The sequence below is a fragment of the Bradyrhizobium aeschynomenes genome, from assembly GCF_013178945.1.
In the GTDB taxonomy this organism is placed as follows: Bacteria; Pseudomonadota; Alphaproteobacteria; order Rhizobiales; family Xanthobacteraceae; genus Bradyrhizobium; species Bradyrhizobium aeschynomenes.
In genome coordinates, this window is sequence record NZ_JABFDM010000001.1 from 503,798 (window position 1) to 525,782 (window position 21,985).

17 protein-coding genes are annotated in these 21,985 nt (G+C 66.1%); 14 read left to right on the forward strand and 3 right to left on the reverse strand.

The annotated features are described in order from the left end of the window. Positions 1-166 precede the first annotated feature (166 nt). The 3 genes from HL666_RS02215 to HL666_RS02225 all read right to left on the reverse strand — a co-directional run bounded on the left by HL666_RS02215 (position 167) and on the right by HL666_RS02225 (position 3,187). Positions 167-397 carry a hypothetical protein gene (locus HL666_RS02215; protein ID WP_172179656.1) on the reverse strand — a complete coding sequence of 77 codons (231 nt, stop codon included), beginning with the start codon at positions 395-397 and terminating at the stop codon, positions 167-169. Positions 398-541: 144 nt separating this feature from the next. Further along, positions 542-2,227: a SulP family inorganic anion transporter gene (locus HL666_RS02220; protein WP_172179658.1), complete on the reverse strand. Its 1,686-nt coding sequence runs from the start codon at positions 2,225-2,227 to the stop codon at positions 542-544. 42 nt (positions 2,228-2,269) lie between these two features. After that, positions 2,270-3,187, reverse strand: a complete 918-nt coding sequence (locus tag HL666_RS02225) for a LysR family transcriptional regulator (protein WP_172179660.1) — start codon at positions 3,185-3,187, stop codon at positions 2,270-2,272. A 375-nt stretch (positions 3,188-3,562) separates the two neighbouring features. Here HL666_RS02225 and HL666_RS02230 point away from each other — a divergent pair, with 375 nt between their 5' ends. The 14 genes from HL666_RS02230 to HL666_RS02295 all read left to right on the forward strand — a co-directional run bounded on the left by HL666_RS02230 (position 3,563) and on the right by HL666_RS02295 (position 21,985). After that, positions 3,563-4,261, forward strand: a complete 699-nt coding sequence (locus HL666_RS02230; protein WP_172110997.1) for an outer membrane protein — start codon at positions 3,563-3,565, stop codon at positions 4,259-4,261. Between the two features lie 216 nt (positions 4,262-4,477). After that, positions 4,478-4,912, forward strand: a complete 435-nt coding sequence (locus HL666_RS02235) for a DoxX family protein (RefSeq protein WP_172131726.1) — start codon at positions 4,478-4,480, stop codon at positions 4,910-4,912. A gap of 211 nt (positions 4,913-5,123) precedes the next feature. Next, the gene (locus HL666_RS02240) at positions 5,124-5,936 is read left to right on the forward strand and encodes a DODA-type extradiol aromatic ring-opening family dioxygenase (protein ID WP_172131727.1); all 813 of its coding nucleotides are present in this window, start codon (positions 5,124-5,126) and stop codon (positions 5,934-5,936) included. Between the two features lie 1,006 nt (positions 5,937-6,942). Then, complete coding sequence (locus tag HL666_RS02245) at positions 6,943-8,247, forward strand: MFS transporter (RefSeq protein ID WP_172131728.1); 1,305 nt, start codon at positions 6,943-6,945, stop codon at positions 8,245-8,247. Between the two features lie 72 nt (positions 8,248-8,319). Beyond that, on the forward strand, positions 8,320-9,552 hold the full coding sequence (locus HL666_RS02250) for a cytochrome P450 (RefSeq protein ID WP_172110993.1): 1,233 nt from the start codon (positions 8,320-8,322) through the stop codon (positions 9,550-9,552). 171 nt (positions 9,553-9,723) lie between these two features. Beyond that, entirely contained in the window at positions 9,724-13,491 is a 3,768-nt protein-coding gene (locus tag HL666_RS02255; RefSeq protein WP_172179662.1) for an AsmA family protein, read from the forward strand. Between the two features lie 31 nt (positions 13,492-13,522). After that, the gene (locus tag HL666_RS02260) at positions 13,523-14,461 is read left to right on the forward strand and encodes a LysR family transcriptional regulator (protein ID WP_172110991.1); all 939 of its coding nucleotides are present in this window, start codon (positions 13,523-13,525) and stop codon (positions 14,459-14,461) included. Positions 14,462-14,584: 123 nt separating this feature from the next. Then, positions 14,585-15,466 (forward strand): shikimate dehydrogenase, encoded by an 882-nt coding sequence (locus HL666_RS02265; protein WP_172131730.1) that lies wholly within the window; start codon positions 14,585-14,587, stop codon positions 15,464-15,466. Between the two features lie 78 nt (positions 15,467-15,544). Continuing rightward, entirely contained in the window at positions 15,545-16,684 is a 1,140-nt protein-coding gene (locus HL666_RS02270; RefSeq protein WP_172110989.1) for an ABC transporter substrate-binding protein, read from the forward strand. 74 nt (positions 16,685-16,758) lie between these two features. Beyond that, positions 16,759-17,634, forward strand: a complete 876-nt coding sequence (locus HL666_RS02275; protein WP_172179664.1) for a branched-chain amino acid ABC transporter permease — start codon at positions 16,759-16,761, stop codon at positions 17,632-17,634. Then, positions 17,631-18,629, forward strand: coding sequence for a branched-chain amino acid ABC transporter permease (locus HL666_RS02280; RefSeq protein WP_172179666.1), 999 nt, complete (start codon positions 17,631-17,633; stop codon positions 18,627-18,629). Before HL666_RS02275 ends, HL666_RS02280 begins: the two co-directional genes overlap by 4 nt. Beyond that, the gene (locus HL666_RS02285) at positions 18,626-19,369 is read left to right on the forward strand and encodes an ABC transporter ATP-binding protein (RefSeq protein WP_172131732.1); all 744 of its coding nucleotides are present in this window, start codon (positions 18,626-18,628) and stop codon (positions 19,367-19,369) included. The genes HL666_RS02280 and HL666_RS02285 overlap by 4 nt, the downstream gene beginning before the upstream one ends. A gap of 10 nt (positions 19,370-19,379) precedes the next feature. Beyond that, a complete protein-coding gene (locus tag HL666_RS02290; protein ID WP_172179668.1) occupies positions 19,380-20,117 on the forward strand; it encodes an ABC transporter ATP-binding protein in 738 nt (245 codons plus the stop codon). Continuing rightward, on the forward strand, positions 20,114-21,985 hold the full coding sequence (locus tag HL666_RS02295) for a bifunctional sugar phosphate isomerase/epimerase/4-hydroxyphenylpyruvate dioxygenase family protein (RefSeq protein ID WP_172179670.1): 1,872 nt from the start codon (positions 20,114-20,116) through the stop codon (positions 21,983-21,985). Before HL666_RS02290 ends, HL666_RS02295 begins: the two co-directional genes overlap by 4 nt.

The following is a 21,985-nucleotide window of genomic DNA, read 5'->3' on the forward strand; positions in this document are numbered from 1 at the left end:
GATACCATAGTGGCGGGTGCGGAGCTGATCAGGCGGTGCAAGCCTGCTGATCAGTCGACGCATTGCGGCGATCCTAATCGCTGCCGTGCGTCGGCGACAGTGTATTTGCCTCAAGGAACATGAACGGTGGCTGACATCCTTTGAAGTGCGTCCGCCGGACGCGGCATCATTTGCCGCTCTTCTGCGCCTTCGCGTCCTTCACCGCGCTCCTGCAGGCATCGGACAGCTGGTCGAATTTCTCGATCATGCACTGCTTGATGCGCCCGCCGCCGGGCATGATGCCGGCGCAGAGCGTGCGCACCTCGTCACCGCAGGCCTGACGGACGGCCGTCGTGTCCTGTGCCTGTGCGGTGGCAATCGACCCGACGATGAACAGCAATGGCAGCAGCTTGCGCATGAATGATGATCCTTCTCGTGTGCCGCGGCCGACGGGCCGGGCGTCATGAAGGGAGGACTTGTCGCCGCTGAACTTTGCCGGGATGTGTCGTGCCGAGTTGCGCTTCGTAACGATTTGTATCACGCGCTGCCGATCCCGCTCGGCTCATGCCCCCTGCAGCTTCTGCAGTGCGTGATCCACGCTGTGGAACACGCGATCCCGCGGCAGCACGTCGTAGAGGCCGAAGCGCTCGAACGCCGCCTGGGCCCGCAGCGATTCCAGTCGCGCCACGGCGAAGACGATGCCGCTTTCGTTGCACATCCTGATCACCTCCCGCAGCGCCTGCGCCGCCGTGAAGTCGATCTCGACGATCGCGCTGGCCTCGAACACCACGATCCGGGGCTTCCGGCTCTGCAGCAGGTGCTGCAGGTCGGCGCGGAACGTTGCGGCATTGAGGAAGCTGAGCGGGGCCTGGAAGCCGACCACGGCGACGTCGGACAGCTCCTCGCCCTTGATCTGCGGATGCGCCGGCCACCAGATCGTCGTCTCCGGCACGCGCTCGAAGCTGATGAGGTGCGCGCGCGTCGTGCTCCAGATGCCGTGCAGCAGCGACAGCGAAATGCCGAGCGTGACGCCCTGCTCGATCGGCAGGGCGATGATCGCGAAGGCGGTGGCGACGATCAGCAGGAACTCGCCCTTGGAGGCACGGTAGACGCTGGCGATCTGCGTCACGCGGATGATGCGCAGCGCGACGAACAGCAGGATGCCGGCGAGCGCAGCCTCCGGCACATGCGCCAGCAGCCGCGCCCCGAACAGCACCAGCAGGAGCACGATCGCGGCCGCGAGCAGGCCTGCGACCTGCGAGCGTCCGCCGGTCTCGACCACGATGCCGGTGCGCGGCGGGCTGGCGTTGACCGGAAACGCACCGAACAATCCGGCGAGCAGGCTGCCGACGCCAGCGCCCAGAAAGTCGCGATCGACCTCGGCAGGATGATCCGGCCCGGAGGGGAACGAGCGCGTGGTGGCCGCCGTCTGCATCATCACGACGACGGCGATCAGGAAGGCCAGCGGCACCAGCTTGGCCCATTGCTCGGGTCCGATCAGCGGCACCGACGGCATCGGAATCTTGCCGGAAAGGGGGCCGATGACCGGTACGCCGCGCGCGTCCAGACCGGCCGCGATCACGAAGGAGGTCGAGGCCGTGAGCGCAATCAGGGCGCCGGGAATGCGGGCGCTGATCCGCTCGCAGAGCATCACCGTCGCGAGCACGCCGAAGCCGATCAGGACCGTGGAGGGATTGGCCTTGCCGAGCTCTTCCACCAGCGTCGCGATCCGAACCAGCGTCGGTCCGCTCGGCGACGGCAACCCCAGCACGCCCGGCAATTGCGAGACGATGATGTGCACGGCGATGCCGGCGAGAAATCCGACCGTGACCGGCACCGACAGCAAATTGGCGATGCCGCCGAGCCTGAAGCCGCCAGCCAGCACCAGCATCACGCCGACCAGCAGCGCCAATGCTGCGGCCAGGCCGCCATATTCCGGGGTACCGCTCGCCGCGAGCAGCGCGAGGCCGCCGGCGAAGATCGGCGTGATCGTGGAATCTGCGCCGCAGGACAGGAAACGGTTCGCGCCGAACAATGCGAAGCCCAGCGAGCCCGCGATGAACGCGAAGAACCCGGTCTCCGGCGTGAAGCCGCCGAGCTTGGCGGTCGCCATCTGTTCGGGGATCGCGATCGCGGCGAGCGTCAGGCCCGCGGCGAGATCGGAGGGCAGCGCGCTGATTCGCCAGCTTTGCAGGGAGCGCAACATCGGCCAATGATGCTCGTCGTCGTGGCGTGGTTGCTCGGTCATGTCGAAGTCTCCGTACGCACCGCGCGGAAGCTGGCTGTCGGCTCAGGCAATGTCGCGGTCCCAGGGCGGCTCCGGCGCGAAGGCTGCGGCGAGGTAGTCGATGAAGGCGCGTACCTTGGCCGAGGGCGTGCGGTCCGGCAGATAGACCGCGTGCACTGCCAGCAGATCGGAAGGCGGCACATCGAGATGGATCGCCACCAGCCGTCCTGCACGCAACTCGTCACCGACGATGAAGGTCGGCTGATAGATCACGCCTTGCCCGGCCAGCGCCGCGGCGAGCAGCGCATCGCCATTGTTGGCGCGCAGATTGCCGCCGACGGTCACATCGACCGCCGCCTTGCCGCCCATCCGCCAGCGCGACGGACCCGCAGCCGCCAGCGTATAGCCGAGGCAGTTGTGCTCGGCGAGATCAGCCGTGGTGCGAGGCGTGCCGCGTGTGGCGAGGTAGGACGGCGCGGCGCAAACCATCATCCGGCATGGTGCGAGCCGTCGCGCCACCAGCGTCGAATCCTTCAACGTGCCGATCCGGATCGCAAGATCCCAGCCTTCTTCGATCAGGTCGACCAGCCGATCGTTGAGGCCGAGCTCGACCGTGACGCCGGGATAGAGCTTTGAAAACCGGGCCAGCAGCGGGGCGATCTGCCGGGTGCCGAAGGCCAGCGGAACGTTGAGACGCAGCAAGCCGCGCGGCTCGACCCGGTCGGCCGCGATCGCACTCTCGGCCGCCTCGAAATCGCCGAGCACGCGCTCGGCAAGATCGAGATAGCGCCGGCCGGCCTCGGTGATGGTCAGCCGCCGGGTCGTGCGATGGAAGAGCTTGGTGCCGAGCCGGGCCTCGAGGGCCGCGAGATGCTTCGTGACCATCGTCTGCGACATGCCCAGCGCGCGTGCGGCTGCGGACAGGCTGCCGGAGCTCGCGATCCGCGACATCACTTCCAGCCCGGTCAGACGGTCAAGCATTCAGCCTCACTCGCACGGTGTGAGGTGTTTCGCTAGCAGACTCTCGCCAGGCAGGGAATCGTCACTCTGCAGGCGGGAGCGGAGGCGGGGCCTCTCGCCAATCTGGTGCGGCAGTCCGTCATGAAGATGGTCGAATCAGTCACGCTGCCTTCGCGTCATCGCACTGCAAGTGAAAAGATGTCGCAGCAAGTCCGGGTTCTCGCCGGTATCGGCTTCCGCGCCACGCTCCGGTCCCGAACAATACCGCATTTGATCACGCCTCGACCCAAAGCGGGTCAATTTGGTGCCCGACTTCGCTTTCAGTTTCCGCCGCACGCCAGCGCCTTCTGGGGACGCGCTCGCTTCCATGTGTCATGAGTTAGTAAGGATGGGTTGATGAAAGCAGTGTACAATCTCGCCGTTGCCGCCTGTGGCGTTCTGCTTGCCGGCACGGCAGCGCAGGCAGGAGATTTCAGAGCCCAGCGGCCCGTCGCGGTCTACAATGCTCCGTACTACAATTGGACCGGCTTCTATGCCGGTGCATTCGCCGGCGGCGCGCATGGCGTCTGGACCGTCGACTTCTACCGCAACAACAATCACGGCCATTCGGAGCAGGGCGCCGACGGCTTGGCCTTCGGTCTGTATGGCGGATACAACTATCAGTTCGCCAGGAACTTCGTGATCGGCGCGGAGGTCGATCTCGGCAGGTCCACCGCCTCGCAGAGCAACGACATCTTCGACAACGATACCTCCTACGCCAAATACGGCATGTTCGGCTCGGCACGCGCGCGCGCCGGCTATGCGTTCGACCGCCTGCTGGTGTTCGGCACGCTCGGCGTCGGCATCGCCGACCTGACCAACACCATTCAGAAGGGCCGCAATGCCGGCGAGCAGGTGGTGTGGGAGAATCAGGTGAAGGCCGGTCTGACGACAGGCGTCGGCGTGGAATACGCCTTCACCAACAACTGGGTCGGACGCGGTGAATATGTCTACACCGACTACGGCAGCGTGACGCTGTTCAACCGCGACGGCAATCGCGCCGACTTCAAGAACGAACTGCATTTGATCCGCGCCGGCGCGAGCTACCGGTTCTGATCTGGCGGCGCCGACACCCGCGTCCGGTTTCCGGAGCTGTGTCGGCGCCGTGTCTCTAAGGTTGAATGCCGGCCTCGACATGCCTGCACTCAGCCTCTCTGCCGGTTATTTGATACCTAATTTCACATTGCTGGTTTGAGCTGTCTTTCCTGGTGACGAGATTGTCGTCTCCGGGGGAATGATCTATGTCTCGGCGAAATCCATCCGGAGCCCGACATGATCGATTCCCGCACCGCGCCCTATGCCGCCCTTCTGCTCCGCCTCACGCTCGGCGGCCTGTTCCTGGCCCATGCCGGTCTGAAGCTGTTCGTATTCAGCCCGGCCGGCACCGCGAAGTTCTTCGGCAGCATCGGCCTGCCGCCCGAGCTCGCCTATTTCACCATCACGGCCGAGATCCTTGCCGCCATCGCCCTGATCCTCGGCGTCTACACCCGCTGGGTGGCCTTGGCCGCGGTGCCGATCCTGCTCGGCGCCATCTTCACCGTTCACGGCTCGGCCGGCTTCTTCTTCAGCAACCCGAAGGGCGGCTGGGAGTATCCGGCGTTCTGGGCCGTCACCCTAGTGATCCAGGCCCTGCTCGGCGACGGCGCCTATGCGCTGGGCGCGCTGCGCGGCACTCTTGCCGGCGGCCAGTTGCGTAGCGCGCACTGATCGTCAGCCGCGGTTCACTGCCGCTACAATCTCGGTGTCATCCCGGCGAACGCCGGGATCCATAACCACTGGCCGGACTGAGTTGAGCACGCTGGTCGACATCCAGCCTGCCTCAAGCTGAGATCACGCGGTATGGGTCCCGGCTCGAGGCCGGGACGACGGTTGTGGGTGAGGCACGACCTGAGATACCAACCGAACGAGGAGCGATCACATGACCCTGCCCAGCATTTTCCTGTCGCACGGTTCGCCGATGCTACCGCTGACGGCGTCGGCGGCGCGTGACTTCCTCTCCGGCCTCGGCAACAGCCTGCCGCGGCCAAAGGCCATCCTCGTGATCTCGGCGCATTGGGAGACCGACATCCCCGCCGTCAACGTCGTCGCCGAGAACGAGACGATCTACGATTTCTACGGCTTCCCGCGCGAACTCTATCAGCTACGCTATCCCGCGCCGGGCGCGCCCGACCTTGCGCTCGCCGTGGCCGCGCGCCTGCAGGCCGCCGGCCTTTCCGTCGGCGTCGATCGCGAGCGCGGGCTCGATCACGGCGCCTGGGTGCCGCTGCTGCTGATGTATCCGCAGGCCGACATTCCCGTCGTGCAGCTGTCGATCCAGACCGAGCAGGGGCCGGCGCATCACCTCGCGCTCGGCCGCGCGCTGGCGCCGCTGCGCGACGAGGGCGTGCTGATCATCGGCAGCGGCAGCTTCACCCACAATCTCGGCGAGTTCCGCAAGCGCCGTCCCGACATCGACGATCCCGCGCCGTCCTGGGTGATCGATTTCGCCGACTGGGTGCACAGCGCCGCGATCGAAGGCCGCATCGACGACCTCGTCAACTACCGTGCCCTCGCGCCGCATGCCCGCGACAACCACCCGACCGACGAGCACTTCCTGCCGCTGTTCGCCGCGCTGGGCGCCGCCGGAGAGAACGCCCGCGTCGAGCGCCTGCACAACAGCGCGAACTACGGCGTGCTGCGTATGGACGTGTATGCGTTCCATGGCGCAGATCAGGCGAAGGCCGCGGCTTAGGCTGCGCTATCCGAATTCCTCGTCCATGTGAGACGGACAATGGACAATCAAACACAGGTGTCATCGTCCGCGAAGGCGGACGATCCAGTACGCCGTGACGTCACGATTCAATGTCGTCTGCTGCGGAGTACTGGATGCTCCGCCTTCGCGGAGCATGACAGCGGTGGAGATGGAAAAAATTCGACCACAGTTGCCGCCGCTCCTAAGTGAACGCCTGTGTAGTTCATGATCGTGTTGCCCGTCGGGTTACTATGTCGCAGCTGATTTCCCTTGCGTCGTCGGGCAAATCACCACGATCCTCTCGCGCATCCCGCCTCATCATGAAGGGGCGTTGCGCGCGATCGTCACGACACGCGAGGCGGGGAGCGGTGGCCGCGAGAGCTCGCAGCATGTCCTTACGGATGTGCGGACGAACGAGTCTCTTGCGGACGTGAAGTCGCAGCGTGCTGACACCCCGACGCTGGTGTCCCGCGCAATGCGTAAGCATTGTCGCGAATGGTGGCCAACAAGCCCGGCGCACCAGGCAGACTGCGTATAAGCGTGAAGACCATCGCGCAGGGAGGGCCGGGCGTTCTCGGCCAGACCTGTGGTACCTGCCGCCAGCATTTTCTTTCGCTGGCGGGCCACGGGCGCGGCCAGCGCCCGGCCTTCCCTGCGCCCTTCTACTTTCGAGGGCGATCCATTGGCAGAGCTCGGACGCCGCCGGCGCCGCGAGGAGCGTGCAGCCATGACCCACGCAGCGCGCCACACATTCGGTGTCGTCCCGGCCTTGAGCCAGGACCACAGGGTGGTGTTTGGGGCACGCGGGACGATCAGTCTTTTCTCACCGCGAGATCACGCGGTATGGGTCCCGGCGCGGAGGCCGGGACGACACCGATCATGAGGACGGTGCACCGCACACATGACGTCGGAGGTAACTGACACCGTCGCGGCCTGCGCAGAAAATCCTTGACCCGTTCGCAGGCAAATGATGCGAAGGTTGCACCAGGGAGTGAAAACAACAACAATGCGCCTGCCGTTCTATTATGGCTGGGTCATCGTCGCCGTGACCTTCGTGACGATGGCCATCGGGGTCAATGCGCGCACCGCGTTCTCGCTGTTCTATCCGCCCATCCTCGCCGAATTCGGCTGGGACCGCGGCGTCACCGCCGGCGCCTTCTCCTTCGGCTTCGTGGCGTCGGGCATCGTCAGTCCGCTGATCGGACGGCTGATGGACCGCACCGGGCCGCGTGCGGTGATGGAACTCGGCGTAGCGCTGATGGCCGGCGGCCTGCTGTTGGCGCCGCTGACCTCGCAGCCTTGGCATCTCTACCTCACCATCGGCGTGATGGTCGGCGCCGGCAGCGTCTGCCTCGGCTATTCCGGCCAGTCGTTGTTCCTGCCGAACTGGTTCATCCGCCGCCGCGGGCTGGCCATCGGCATTGCGTTCGCCGGCGTCGGCATCGGCTCGATGACCCTGCTGCCCTGGGTGCAGCACATGATCGCGCAGACCAATTGGCGCACCGCCTGTACCGCGATGGGCATCGTCGTGCTGGTCGTGCTTGCGCCGATCAATCTGCTGCTGCGCAAGAAGCCGGAGGAAATGGGCTTGCGTCCCGATGGTGACGCCGCGCCGCTCGCCAGCGCCGCCAAACCCGTTTCGAACATCGTCGACGCCGCCTGGGCCGGCATCGACTGGACGTTGTCGCGCGCGCTGCATACGACGCGATTCTGGTGGCTCGCGCTCGGCTACTTCTTCGGGCTCTACGTCTGGTACGCCGTCCAGGTGCATCAGACGAAATACCTGCTCGAGATCGGTTTCAGCTCGAGCGTCGCGGTGTGGGCGCTCGGCGCGGTCAGCCTGCTCGGCATTCCCGGCCAGATCGCGCTCGGACATCTCTCGGACCGGCTCGGTCGCGAGGCGGTGTGGGGGCTCGGCTGTCTCGGCTTCGCGATCTGCTTCGCCGCCCTGATCGCGCTCAAGGCGTCGCCGTCGCTGCTGCTGATCTACGTGATGGTGGCAACCCAAGGTGCGCTCGGCTACGGCCTGACCTCGGTGATGGGCGCGGTCGCGCTGGAGATCTTCCAGGGCGCACATTTCGGCAGCATTTTTGGAACGCTGATGCTGATCGGGCTGTGCGGCGGTGCCGCGGGCCCCTGGGTCACCGGCGTGCTGTATGATGTCACGGGCAGCTATACGCCGGGCTTTGCGATCGCCTTCGCCGGCGCGTTTGTTTCGGCGGCCGCGATCTGGATCGCGGCGCCGCGCCGGGTGCGCGTCGTCGCCGGACAGTTACATAGGTTGAAGACGCCGGCGGAAGCTGCGGCATGATGTGTGAACTGGCTGACTTGCCATGATGCTGCGGCCGTGAACCAATAGGCAAACTTCTGGGAAAGGGACCCCATGAACGAGCATGTCCAGGCTGCCACGGCCGCGCCGCTGTTCAACCCGCTGTCGCCGGAGTTCATCCGCAATCCCTATCCGTTCTATCAGCAGCTCCGTGACAATGATCCGGTGCATGTGACGCCGTTCGGCTCGTTCCTGGCCAGCCGGCACGCGGAGTCGAGCCTCGTGCTGCGCGACAAGCGCTTCGGCAAGGACTTCGTCGCGCGCTCGATCCGCCGCTACGGCCCTGACATCATGAACGAGCCGATCTTCCGCAGCATGAGTCATTGGATGCTGCAGCAGGATCCGCCGGATCACACACGGTTGCGCGGCCTCGTGGTGAAGGCCTTCACGGCGCGCCGCGTCGAGGACATGCGGCCGCGCATCCAGGCGATCGTCGATTCCACGCTCGACGAGATCATCCCGCACGGCCGGATGGACCTGATCGAGGACTTCGCCTTCAAGCTGCCGGTGACGGTGATCTGCGACATGCTCGGCATTCCCGAGGAGCATCGCGAGGCGTTCTACAAGAGCTCGCGCGAGGGCGGGCGGCTGCTCGAGCCGGTGCCGCTGTCGAAGGCGGAGATCGCCGAGGGCAATGCCGGCAATGCGGTCTCCCGGGCGTATTTCCAGCATCTGTTCGAGCTGCGCCGCAAGCAGCCCGGCGACGACCTGACGACGCAGCTGCTGCAGGCGGAGGAGGACGGCGCCAAGCTCTCGCACGAGGAACTCACCGCCAACATCATCCTGCTGTTCGGCGCGGGGCATGAGACCACGGTCAATCTGATCGGCAATGGCCTGCTGGCGCTGTATCGCAATCCCGATCAGCTGGCGCTGTTGAAGGCCCGCCCCGAGCTGATGACCAACGCGATCGAGGAGTTCCTGCGCTACGATTCTTCGGTGCAGCTGACCGGGCGGGTCGCGCTCGAGGATATCGAGGATCTCGGCGGCCGCCGGATCCCGGCGGGCGAGACCGTGCTGTGTCTGCTCGGCTCGGCCAATCGCGATCCAGCCGTTTATCCGGACCATCCGGAGCAGCTCGATATCACCAGGGCGAATGTGAAGCCACTGTCGTTCGGCGGCGGCATCCACCATTGCCTGGGGGCGCAGCTCGCCCGTATCGAGGCCGAGGTCGCGATCGGAACCCTGCTGCGGCGGCTGCCGGAGTTGAAGCTGGACGATCCCGACAATCCTGAGTGGCGGCCGACCTTCGTGCTGCGCGGCCTCAAGCGGCTGCCTGCACATTGGTAACCATCTCTGTTAACGGAGTTGTGCAACGCCCCCGGAAAGCACGACAGCGCTGTGACTTCGCCATACTTAATCCTATATGATGCAGAGCTCCGGTCTCGATGCCTGTGGGGCTGCGGTCGCACGGGATGACGCGTTTGGGACGCCGGAGCGTTGTCCTTTGAGGGAGACCCCGTGCAGACGACCCTGCTCGGTTTGGCGATTGCCTTCATCCTTGCGCTCCTTGCTGCGCTGATCGGCCCGTACTTCGTCGACTGGAACCAGTTCCGGCCGCAGTTCGAGGCCGAGGCGGGCAAGATCATTGGCGTGCCCGTGCGGGTCGCCGGTGCGCTGGACGCACGGCTGTTGCCGACGCCGACCCTGCGGCTGCGCCAGGTCACCTTCGGCGGCGCCAACCATCTGGGCAAGCTGCGCGCCGACAAGCTCGATGTCGAATTCAGCCTCGGCGACCTCATGCGCGGCGAGTGGCGGGCGAACGAGCTGACCATCGGCGGCATGGCCGCCGATCTCGGCCTCGACGCCAAGGGCCAGCTCGATCTTCCGGCCGCCTCGGGCCGGTTTAATCTCGCCGCGCTCGCGATCGACCGCTTCAACCTGACCGGCCGCGTCGCTCTGCATGACGCGACCAGCCGCTCGACGCTGGAGCTCACCGATATCGTCTTCTCCGGCGACGTCCGCTCGCTCGCCGGCTCGCTGCGCGGCGACGGCGCGGTGTCGATCCGCGGCGGCCGCTATCCATTCCGGGTGTCGTCGAGCCAGGACAAGGATTCCAACGGCCTGCGCGTCCATCTCAACATCGATCCCGGCGAGCGCCCGGTCGTGGCCGATATCGAAGGGCTGATCAGCTTCCCGAACCGCTCGCCCAGGTTCGAGGGCGCGCTGACCTTGTCGTCGCCGCCGAAGGAGCAGGGTGAGGGCAAGGACAAGCCGGCCAGGGATCAGGCCGCGAAAGAGCCGTCCGCCAAGCCGTCCGGAACCGCGAGCCAAGCCGTCGCCACGCCGTGGCGCATCGCCACCAAGATCGTCGGCGACCAGGCAGCGGCCAAGCTCGACCAGATCGAGGTCAGCTTCGGCCAGGAGGATCGCTCGTTGAAATTCGCCGGCAATGGCGACATCCGTTTCGGCGCCACCCCGACGCTGAAGGCATCGCTCTCCGCACGTCAGCTCGACGCGGACAAGCTTCTCGCCGGCGGTGACGAGGTCAAGGACAGGCGAGCCATCGCGCCAGCGCTGGTGCTGCCGGCGCTGCGCAATTGGATCGCCCAGCTGCCGACCCTGCCGATGCCGGCCAACGTGCAGTTCTCGACCGAGCAGATCATGCTCTCGGGGCGTCCGGTGCAGAATTTCACCGCCGACCTGCACAACGAGCCGACAGCCTGGAGCCTCGAGAAGGTCGATCTGCGTGCGCCGGGCTCGACACGCCTGACCTTCCGAACCATCGGCATTTCGACCGCCGTGACGGCGGGCTTCACCGGCGCGCTCGATCTCGACTCCTCGGAGCCCGATACGCTGGTGGCCTGGTTGCAGGGCCGTAGCGACGGCAGCTACCGCACCCAGCGCCCGCTGCGCCTGCGCGGCGACCTCAACGTGGCGCCGGACCGGGTCGCGATCACCAGCCTCAAGGCGGACATCGATGGCGGCTCCGTCGATGGCCGCGTTGCGCTGCTCAACCGCTCGACCGGCGCCGGCTCGCGTTTCGAGGCGGTGCTGAAAGGCGACAGGCTCGATCTCGATGCAGCCATGGCGGTGACGCGTTCGCTGGTCGGCGTCACCGGCGAGTGGCCCGCCGAGGCCAGCGTCGCGCTGGATGTCGGCCGCGCCAAGCTCAGCGGCCAGGAACTGCGTCCGCTGACGGCACGCTTCTCCTACGATCCGAAGACGATTGCGGTCGACCAGCTCAAGTTCGGCCAGAGCGGCGGCGTGACGAGCGAAGGCTCCGGCCGCTTCGATCGCGCCGACGCCACCGGGCGGCTTGCCGTGACCTCAATGGCCGGATCGCTCAAGGAGATCACGGCACTGGTGCAGCCCTTCGCGCCGCAGATCGCCGCGCGATTCGATGCGCTGGGCACGCCTGCCGGCGCGGCGCGGCTGAAGCTGACGCTGGACCTCGCCAAGGATCCCGCCAATGCCGACCGCAGCCAGGCCAAGGCTGTGCTCGATCTCGATGCGCCGCAGCTGAAGGGCTCGGCCACGTTGACGGCCAAGCCGTCGGCAGCCGCGCTGCGCAGCTTCGAGGTCGACGCCATCGACCGCACCGAGCTCGGCATCGAGAGCAGGGTCTCTGCCGAGCAGGGCAATGTCGTGCTGGCGCTGCTCGGCCTGGATCGCGTTGCAGCCGTTGGCAATGGTCCCGCCGAGTTTCAATCCAGCGTGGCCGGCAGCTGGCGGACGCCGCTGCGGGTGACGGCCAAGCTCTCCGGTGCGGGACTCGATGGCGATGCGCAGGGCACTGTCGATCCCTGGGGCGATGCCACCAAGGCCAATGTCAATCTCCGCCTGCGTGCCGCCAATCTGGCTCCGCTGCTTGGACTGAAGCCGCAGGATACGGCCGCGCAGAACATCCGCCTGTTCGGGCGGCTTGGACTCTCCGGCAGCCGGGCGACGCTCGACGATATCGACAGCACGGTCGGCGGCTCGCGGGTGCGCGGCCGGGTGGCGGTGAATCTCGACGACGACAAGCAGATCGAAGGCGAGCTCGGGCTGGACGCGCTCGATGTTCCCCAGGTCTTTTCGGTGCTGATCGGCGCGGCCGGGCGCGAGCAGGCTGAGCCGCTGGGAGCCGGCCTCTCGAAAGGGTGGCGCGGCCGCGTCTCGTTCCAGTCGCTGAGTGGCGCGGTCATGAGTGGGATCGATCTGCGTCCGCTCGGCGGCGCGATCAAGAGCGACGGCCAGTCGCTCACCATCGAGAACCTCAAGGGCAAGCTCGGCGGCGGCGAACTGACGGCGACCGTCGAGGCGCGGCCGAATGCCAACGGCCTCGTCCTGAACGGCCGTGTCGAACTCGCCGGCGTTGATGGCGGCGCACTGCGCTATCGCAGCCTCAAGATGCCGGCGGGCAAGGTTTCAGCGCAGATGACGCTTGCCGCCGAAGGGCGCAGCGTACAGGGGCTGGTGAACGCGCTCTCGGGCAATGGCACCGTGACGCTGGACAATGCGTCGATTCCGAATCTCGATCCGCGCGTGTTCGACGTCGCCTTGCGCGCGGCCGACGCCGGACAGGTAAGCGATGACGGCAAGCTTCGGCAGGTGGTCGAGCCGGTGCTGACATCCGGCAGCCTGCCGGTCGCATCGGCGCAGATCCCCTTCATCATTCGCGATGGCCGCGTGCGTGTCGGCGCCACGACGCTGGAAGCACAGGGCGCGCGCGCGATCGTCTCGGGAGGCTTCGACATTCCAGCCGACCAGGCCGACATTCGCGCCAGCCTGAGCTCGAACACTGTCGGCAACGCTAACAGCCGCCCGGAGCTGCAGTTGTTCGTGGTCGGCACGCCCGACGCGCTGACGCGGGCCGTTGACGTGACGTCGCTGTCGTCCTGGCTTGCGGTCCGCGCCATCGATCGCGAGACGCGACGCCTCGATGCGATCGCGCGCGGCGAGGTGCCGCCGGCCTATCCGTCGTCGACGGCGTCGCTGCCGGGCGGTCCCGATGCCAATGCGGCCGTGCCCGGCACAGCTGACGTGCCGCTGCCCGGGCGTGATCCGCGCCGCGATCCGCGCGCCAAGCTCGGTGGTCCGCGTGCGGCCGTGCCGCCGCTCAATGCGCCGCTGTCGGCTCCCGCCGCTGCGCCGCCGCCACCGGCTGCGCCGGTGGCGGCGAGCCAGCCACAGGTCGCGCCCTTGCCGCCGCCGGTCGAAATCAAGCCTGCGCCGGGCGCGCTGCCGCCGCGCCCACGGCCCGTGCCCCGTCCCCCGGTCGTGCTGACGCCGCCGGGCAGCCCATGACGTTCGGGCGCGTCGGGGAAGGACCGCGCCGATGATGACGTTGCGCCAGGTCGAGGTCATCCGCGCGGTCATGGTGACGGGCACCATCAACGGCGCGGCGCGGCTGCTGAAGGTCTCGGCGCCCGGCGTCAGCCGTCTCGTGAAGTACACCGAGCGCTCGCTCGGCATCCGCTTCTTCCAGCGCCAGAACGGCCGCTACTTCCCAACGCCTGAAGCCCAGAACATCTTCGAGCAGATCAACAGCGTCTACGAGAAGGTCGACGACCTCAGCTACATCATTTCCAACATCGGCCGCGGCGCGCTGTCGGAGTTGCGCATCGGCTCGGTGCCCAGCATTTCCCAGGTGATGGTGCCGCGCGCGATCGAGCGCGTCCGCCGCCGGTATCCCGACCTCGGCATCGACATCAACATCCTCAAGATCGAGGAGGCGATCGACTATCTGATGCTGGGCAAGGGCGAGTGCGTTGCGATGAGCTATCGTCTCGATCATTCCGCGCTCGAATTCCTGCCTCTCGCGTCGGGCGAATTGTTCTGCATCGTCCCGCCCGGCCATGAACTCGCCGGTCGCAAGCAGGTCTCGGCTGCGGAGATGACGCGCTATCCGCTGATCGGCATCGATCCGAACGACCCTTACGGCCGCATCATGGCGGAGATCTTCGCGCGCAACAAACTCAGCTACAACATCTCGATCAAGGCGCGCTTCGGCACCACTGTCTGCGCACTGGTGAAGGCAGGGCTGGGCATCGCCGTCATCGATCAGTTTACGGTGGCCCATGGCGGCTATCCCGGCATCGAGCTGATCAAGATCGCCGAGCCGACGCGCTTCGACACCTACATCGCCGTCAAGCGCGGCACGCCGCTGTCGCTCTCAGCCGAGCACTTCATCGATTGCCTGCGCGCCGAGATGCGCGCTCTGGAGCCGGGCCGCCCGCCGGCGGCGAAGTCCGTGAAGGTCGCCGGCAAAAGATAACATGATGTTAGGTTCGGCGGATATTTGGGTAATTGTGTTAGCGGACAGACGCGCTATCGTCCGCAGCGACATTCATCGCTCGTGCGGCGATCGCGCGAGGCGGCAGCAGAGATTGAAGCGAACGTGGCTGATCTTTCCGCGCTCAAATCCCGCAAATTCCTGACCGGCTTGATCGGCGCGCCCATCGCGCATTCGGCGTCTCCCGCCATGCACGAACACGCAGCGGCGGTTCTCGGCGTGCGCTGCCACTATCAGTTGATCGAGGTTGCCGGCGCCGACCGCGCGGGACTGGCGTCGCTGCTCGAGGGCGTGCGCCGGCTCGGCTTTGCCGGCGTCAACGTGACCTATCCCTACAAGGAAGCCGTGGTCGAACTGCTCGACGAGCTCGCGCCGAAGGCGGCGGCGATGGGGGCCGTCAATACCGTCGTCGTCCGCGACGGCCGGCTGATCGGCCACAACACCGATACAACCGGCTTCGAGCGCGCTGTCGCGCCGTTCGTCGGCCAGAGCGGACGCGGCGTCGTCGCACTGATCGGGGCGGGTGGTGTCGGCAAGGCGATCGCCTTCGCACTTGCGAACCTGAACGTTGCTGGCTTGCGGATTTTCGACACCGAGCGGGTGCGTACCGAGAGGCTGGCGAGTCTGCTGCCGGCCGGTACGAAGGTGACGGTTGTCGACAGCGTTGATGAGGCCTTGCAGGGTGCGGTCGGCGTCGTCAACGGCACGCCGATCGGGATGCTGCCGAACCGCGGTACGCCGGTGCCGGAGCATCTGCTGCGCGCCGACCTCTGGGTCGCCGACGCCGTCTATTCGCCGTTGTGGACGCCGCTTCTCAAAGCCGCCAGGGCGAGGGGCGCTCAGGTTCTGCTCGGGCGCGAGCTCGCGATCTACCAGGCCGCCGACGCGTTCGAGCTGTTCACCGGGCTGTCCCCCTCGACCGAGGCGATGGGTGCGGCGTTCGACAATCACATGGTGGAGAGATATCCGGCGGTTGACGCCGCCTGAGCCGACGGCCAATACGCGTCGGAACATCAGTTCAAGCAAGAAACGCAAACAAGCGTTTAAGACAGAGGAGGAAACAACGTGAGATCGATCGTCCTGGCCGGCCTGTGCTCGGCCGTGCTGCTGTCCGGAGCCGCCTACGCGCAATCCGGCGCCCCCATCAAAATCGCCAATGTCGCCGAGCTCTCGGGCGGCGGCGCCACCGTCGGCAACAATTGGAAGAACGGCATCGACCTCGCCGTCGAGGAGATCAACGCCAAGGGCGGCATTCTCGGCCGCAAGATCGAGGTCAGCCACGCCGACTCCCAGTCCAACCCCGGCGTCGCGCGTGCCCAGGTACAGAAGGCGCTCGACGGCGAGCCCTACGTGCTGCTCGGGCCGGGCTATTCCGGTTCGGTCAAGGTGACGGCGCCGCTGGCGGCCGAGGCCGGCATCACCCAGATCATGGGCGGCGAGGCCGCTGAGCTGACGCAGGCCGGCAACAAGTTCTTGTTCCGCACCTCGTTCGGCCAGCAGTCCTCGATGCCGAAGGTCGCCAAGTATATCAATGACGAGCTGAAGGCGAAGTCGGTCGCGGTGGTCTGGGTCAACAACGACTTCGGCCGCGGCGGACGCGACGTCATCACCAAGGAGTTCAACCGCCTCGGCATCAAGGTCGCAGCGGACCTGTCGACCGAAGCCGGCCAGGCGGACTTCGCCGCCGACGTCAGCAAGATCAAGGCGGCGGCACCCGACGCGGTCTTCATCTACGTCAACGAGGAAGAGAGCGCGCGCATCCTGAAGGAGATCAAGCGCCAGGGCGTGACCGCGCCGCTGATCGGCGAGACCACGCTGGTCGGCCAGAAGGTGATCGAGCTCGCCGGCGATGCCGCCAACGGCGCCCGCGGCCATGTCGGCCTCACCACCGACGCGCCGGTGGAAGCCGTCAAGGCGTTCCGCGACCGCTTCGTCAAGAAGTACAACTACGTGCCCGACCACAACGGTCTCAAGGGCTATCTAGCGATCTACATGGTCAAGGCCACGACCGAGAAGATGGGCAAGGTCGACTCCAAGGCCTTCGCGGACACGCTTCACGGTCTGACCATCAAGACCTCGACCGAGCCGAACATCCTGATGGACGTCACCTTCGACCAGAACGGCGACATCGACCGCCAGGGCTTCCTGGTCGAGGTGGTCGAAGGCAAGCAGGTCGTTAAGCAGGTGCTGCCGAAGCTCAACTAACGGGACCGGTCGATCGGCGGCGCTGGAGGGGTGATGTCCGGTGCCGCCGTCGCCCAAGGGCTCACGGGGAAACCATGTCCAATCTGCTCGACCTGATCGTGGCGGGTCTCGCCACCGGCGCCATCTACGCGCTCGTTGCCGTCGGCTTCACCTTGTTGTGGCAGACCTCGCAGACCATCAACTTCGCCCAGGGCGAGTTCGTGATGCTGCCGGCCTTCCTTATGCTTGCAGTGATGCATCTCGGCGCGCCGTTCTGGCTCGCGGTCCTCGTTGGCGTGCTGCTGTCGGCGCTGCTGCTCGGCCTCGCCTTCAAGATGCTGCTGGTCGATCCGATGTTGCGGCATGGCGTGTTGCCGCTGGCGATCGCCACCATGGCGCTGGCGATCGGCATCAAGGAGGCCGTGAAGCAGTTCTTCAGCGCCGAGGCCTCGCCGTTTCCATCGATCGTTCCCGCCGGCGATATCAGTGTTCTCGGCCGTGCGATCTCGCTGCAGAGCCTCGGCGTGCTCGCCGTCGCGATCCTGGCCGTCGTGGGCCTGACCATGCTGCTCAACCGCACCTCGCTCGGCCACCAGATGCAGGCGGCGGCGCAGAACCCGACGGTGGCGCGGATCATCGGCGTACCCGTCGAGCGCATGATCCTGCTGACCTTCTTGATCAACGCCGTGCTGGTGGCGCTGGCCTCGCTGCTGATCACGCCGATCTATCTCGCCAAATTCTCCAGCGGCGAGGTGCTGGGGCAGGCGGCCTTCATCGCCGCCATCGTGGGCGGTTTCAACCAGGTGCGCGGCGCCATCGCCGGCGGCCTCCTGATCGGCGTCGTCGACAACCTCGCCGCAGCCTATATCTCCACTCAGTATCGCGCCGCCGTGCCGATGCTGCTGTTGATCCTGATGATCCTGTTCCGGCCGCAGGGCCTGCTCGGTCGAGCCGAGGAGCGCACGGTATGAGCAAGCACAACCGACTGCTTCTCGTTGCGCTGTCGATCATCGTCGTCGCCGGCCTGATCATCATCCCGATGAACTTCAACCGCTACGGCCTCTATATCCTGAGCCAGTGGGCGGTGATGACCATCGCCGCCATGGGCCTGAACCTGACGCTCGGCTATGCCGGGCAGGTGTCGCTGGCGCAGGGCGCTTTCGTCGGCATCGGGGCCTATGGCGCGGCGATCCTGACCACCCATGGCTGGCCGCTGATCGCGGCGCTCGGGCTCGTGATCGTGATCTGCTTCGTCGTCGGCTGGCTGCTCGGCTATCCGGCGCTGCGGGTGCAGCATCACTATCTCGCTTTCGTCACGCTGGCGTTCTCGACCCTGATGTTCCTTGTGTTCCGCAACGAGAGCTGGCTGACCAACGGCATCTACGGCATCAGCAACATTCCGCGTCCCGAGGTCTTCGGCTTTCCCACCCGCAAGCCGCTGCCATTTTACTATCTCTGCATCGGATCGCTCGGCCTCGTGACGCTCGCGATGTGGTGGCTGATCCGCTCGCCGTGGGGCCGCGCCTTCATGGCGCTGCGCGAGAATCCGATCCGGGCGCAATCGCTCGGCATCGACACCCGCCGCTACACCTTGATGGCGTTTGCGATCGGCTCCGTGCTCGGCGGCATTGCCGGCGTGCTCTATGCGCCGCTGACGCAATATGTCGACCCCGTGCCATTCAACCTGCAGCTCTCGCTCGATCTCCTGATGATGGTGATCGTCGGCGGCTCTGGCTTCATGTTGGGTCCGTTCCTCGGCGCGATGATTGCCGTGCTGCTGCCGGAATGGCTCCGGTTTGCCGAAGGCTATTATTTGATGCTCTATGCGGCCGCCGTGATCGTGCTGCTGATCTATTCGCCCTCCGGCATTCTCGGCATCCTCGATCGCTATCTCAGCTCAAGGCGGACCCAGGCCGCGTCCGCGCTGCGCGCCGCCGCTCAGTCCAAGCTGGAGGCCGCGCAATGACCGCAGTCCTCGACGTTCGCGACGTCAAGAAGAGCTTCGGCGGCATCACTGCCGTGAACGGCGTCAGCTTCGATGTGCAGGAGGGCGAGATTCTCGGCCTGATCGGGCCCAATGGCTGCGGCAAGTCGACCTTGTTCAATTGCATTCTCGGACAGTTGGTCCCGAGCGCGGGTGAGGTCAGGGTCGATGGCAAGCTCGTCACCGGGCAGCGGCCGTCGGAGCTCAATCGTCTCGGTGTCAGCCGGACCTTTCAGCTGCTGCAGGTGTTCCCGAAACTTTCGGTGCGCGACAATCTGATCCTCGCCGGGCAGGAGCATCGCGGTAGCATGCTGTCGCGCCTGCTCGGGCCGTCGGACGCCGGTCTCACCACCACTGCCGATCAGATGATCGGCTTCTTCAAGCTGGAGCATCTCGCCAACGAGCCGGCCGGCGGCCTGTCGTACGGCCAGCAGAAGCTGCTCGATGCCGCCATGGCCTTCATGGGCGGTCCGCGCCTCGTGCTGCTTGACGAGCCCGCGGGCGGCGTCAACCCGACCATGCTCGGCGATCTCAAGGAGCGGCTGATCGCGATCAATCGTGAGCGCCGCGCCACCTTCGTCGTCATCGAGCACAATATGGAGTTCGTGATGTCGCTGTGCTCGCGGGTGATGGTGATGGCGGAAGGCAAGGTGCTGGCGATCGGCAAGCCCGACGAGATCAGGGCCAATCCGGCCGTGATCGAAGCCTATCTCGGACATTGAGGGAGCCGACATGAGCGATCCCATTCTCGACGTCCAGAACCTCGTCGGCGGCTACGGCAAGATGACGATCCTCAACGGCACGACCTTCTCGGTGCCGGCGGGATCGATCACCACGGTGATCGGCCCGAACGGCGCCGGCAAGTCGACCGTGTTCAAGGCGATCTTCGGTCTCCTGAAGCTGCGCGAAGGCAAGGTGATCTTCAAGGGCCGCGATGTCACGGGCTTGAGCCAGCGTGCGCTGCTCGGCGCCGGCATCTGCTACATCCCGCAAGGCCGCAACATCTTCGGCGAGTTGTCGGTGCGTCACAATATCGAGCTCGGCGGCGTGGCCGCGCCGGCGAATATCGATCTCCCTGCCCGCGTCGAGGCGGCGCTGGACGTGTTCCCGGTGCTGCGCAAGAAGGCGGACCGTCAGGCATCGACTCTCTCGGGCGGCGAACAGAAGCAGCTCGAGATCGCGCGCGGGCTGCTGCTCGAGCCGCAACTGGTGCTGATCGATGAGCCCTCGATCGGCCTGTCGCCTTTGATGGTGCAGCAGACGTTCGACATGCTGAAGCAGCTGCGCGAGCGCGGCGTCTCGGTGCTGTTGATCGAGCAGAATGCACGCTCGGCGCTCGAGATTTCCGACTACGGCATCGTGCTCGAGCTCGGTCGTACAAGGATCATCGACAAGGCCGATCGCGTGCTGGCCGATCCCCGCGTCGGCCAGCTGTTCCTGGGCGGCGCGATGGAGGAGACGGTCGCATGAACCAGCGCTCGATCGCAACGGTTTCCATCTCAGGCGCGCTCGACGAGAAGCTCAGGGCGATTGCGGCCGCCGGCTTCGAGCAGGTCGAGATCTTCGAGAATGATCTCGTCGCGTTCGGGATGCGTCCCCGCGAGATCGGGCAGATGTGCCGCGACCTCGGGCTGTCGATCTGCGCTTATCAGCCGTTCCGCGACTTCGAGGGCATGCCGGAGCCGCAGCGCGCGCGCAACTTCGTCCGCGCCGAGCGCAAGTTCGACCTGATGCAGGATCTCGGCACGGATCTGCTGCTGATCTGCAGCACCGTGTCGCCCGCTTCGCTCGGCGGCATCGACCGCGCTGCCGCCGACTTCCACGAGCTCGGTGAGCGCGCGGCCAAACGCGGCCTGCGCGTCGGCTACGAGGCGCTGGCCTGGGGCCGTCACGTCCATGACTATCGCGATGCCTGGGAGATCGTGCGTCGCGCCGATCACAAGGCGATTGGCGTCATCCTCGACAGCTTCCATGCGCTGGCGCCGGCGCTGCCGACCAATGCGATCCGCGCGATTCCCGCCGACAAGATCTTCCTGGTGCAACTGGCCGACGCGCCCAAGCTCGAACTGGACGTGCTGTCCTGGAGCCGGCATTTCCGCAGCTTTCCGGGGCAGGGCGATCTGCCGGTCGGCGAGTTCATGGAGGCGGTGGCCGCGACCGGCTATACGGGGCCGCTGTCGCTCGAAATCTTCAACGACCAGTTTCGAGCGGGCTCGGCGCCGCGCACCGCGCTCGACGGCATGCGCTCGCTATTGCTGCTGCAGGATGATCTTGCCGGCAACGTGCCTGCCGCTTCGGAATCGCGGTTCGAGCCCCGTGTGAAGAGCCATGGCATCGGCTTCGTCGAGTTCGCCGTCAGCGAGGACAAGGCGGAGTTGCTCGCCGCGTTGTTCGCGCAGCTCGGCTTTCGCAACACCGGGCGGCATCGCAGCAAGGCGGTGCAGCGCTGGTCGCAGGGCGCGATCGAGCTCGTGATCAATTGCGAGCCGGCGAGCTTCGCGCATTCGCACTATGTGACGCATGGTCCGGGCGTCTGCGCGCTGGCGCTCGACGTCGACAGCGCCGATCGGGCCATGGCCCGCGCGCAGTCCTTGAAGACGCGCACCTTCACCCAGCCGGTCGGGCCGGGGGAATTGGAGATTCCGGCGATTCACGGCGTCGGCGGCAGCCTGCTGTATTTTCTCGACACGCATGGCCGGCATTGGGATGTGGACTTCGAGCCCGTCGTCAGCGACAAGGCCGCCGATCGGCTCGTTGCGGTCGATCACATCGCTCAGTCGATGCCGCACGAAGAAATGCTGTCGTGGCTACTTTTCTATGCCGGGATCATCGATTTCTCGCGGCTGCCGCAGATGGAGATCGCCGACCCCAGAGGCCTCGTGCAGAGCCAGGCGATCGTCAACGGTGATCGCAGCCTGCGCTTCATCCTCAACGGCTCCACGGCGACGCGCACGCTGTCATCGCGCTTCATCTCCGAATTCTTCGGCTCTGGCGTCCAGCACATCGCGTTCTCCTGCGACGACATCTTTGCTGCGGTGGCCGAGATGCGCGCCAGAGGCGCAGGATTCCTCGACATCCCCGACAATTATTACGACGATCTCGAAGCCAAATACGATCTTGCGCCCGAGACGATCGCCGCACTGCGCGCCAACGAGATCCTGTACGACCGTGACGGTGACGCCGAGTTCTTCCAGGTCTACACCCACATCTTCGAGGAACGCTTCTTCTTCGAGATCGTGCAGCGGCGCAACTACCAAGGCTTCGGTGCGGTCAATGCGCCAATCCGCCTGGCCGCGCAGGCACGCGAGGTTCGGCCGGATACGATGCCGCGACTTTGA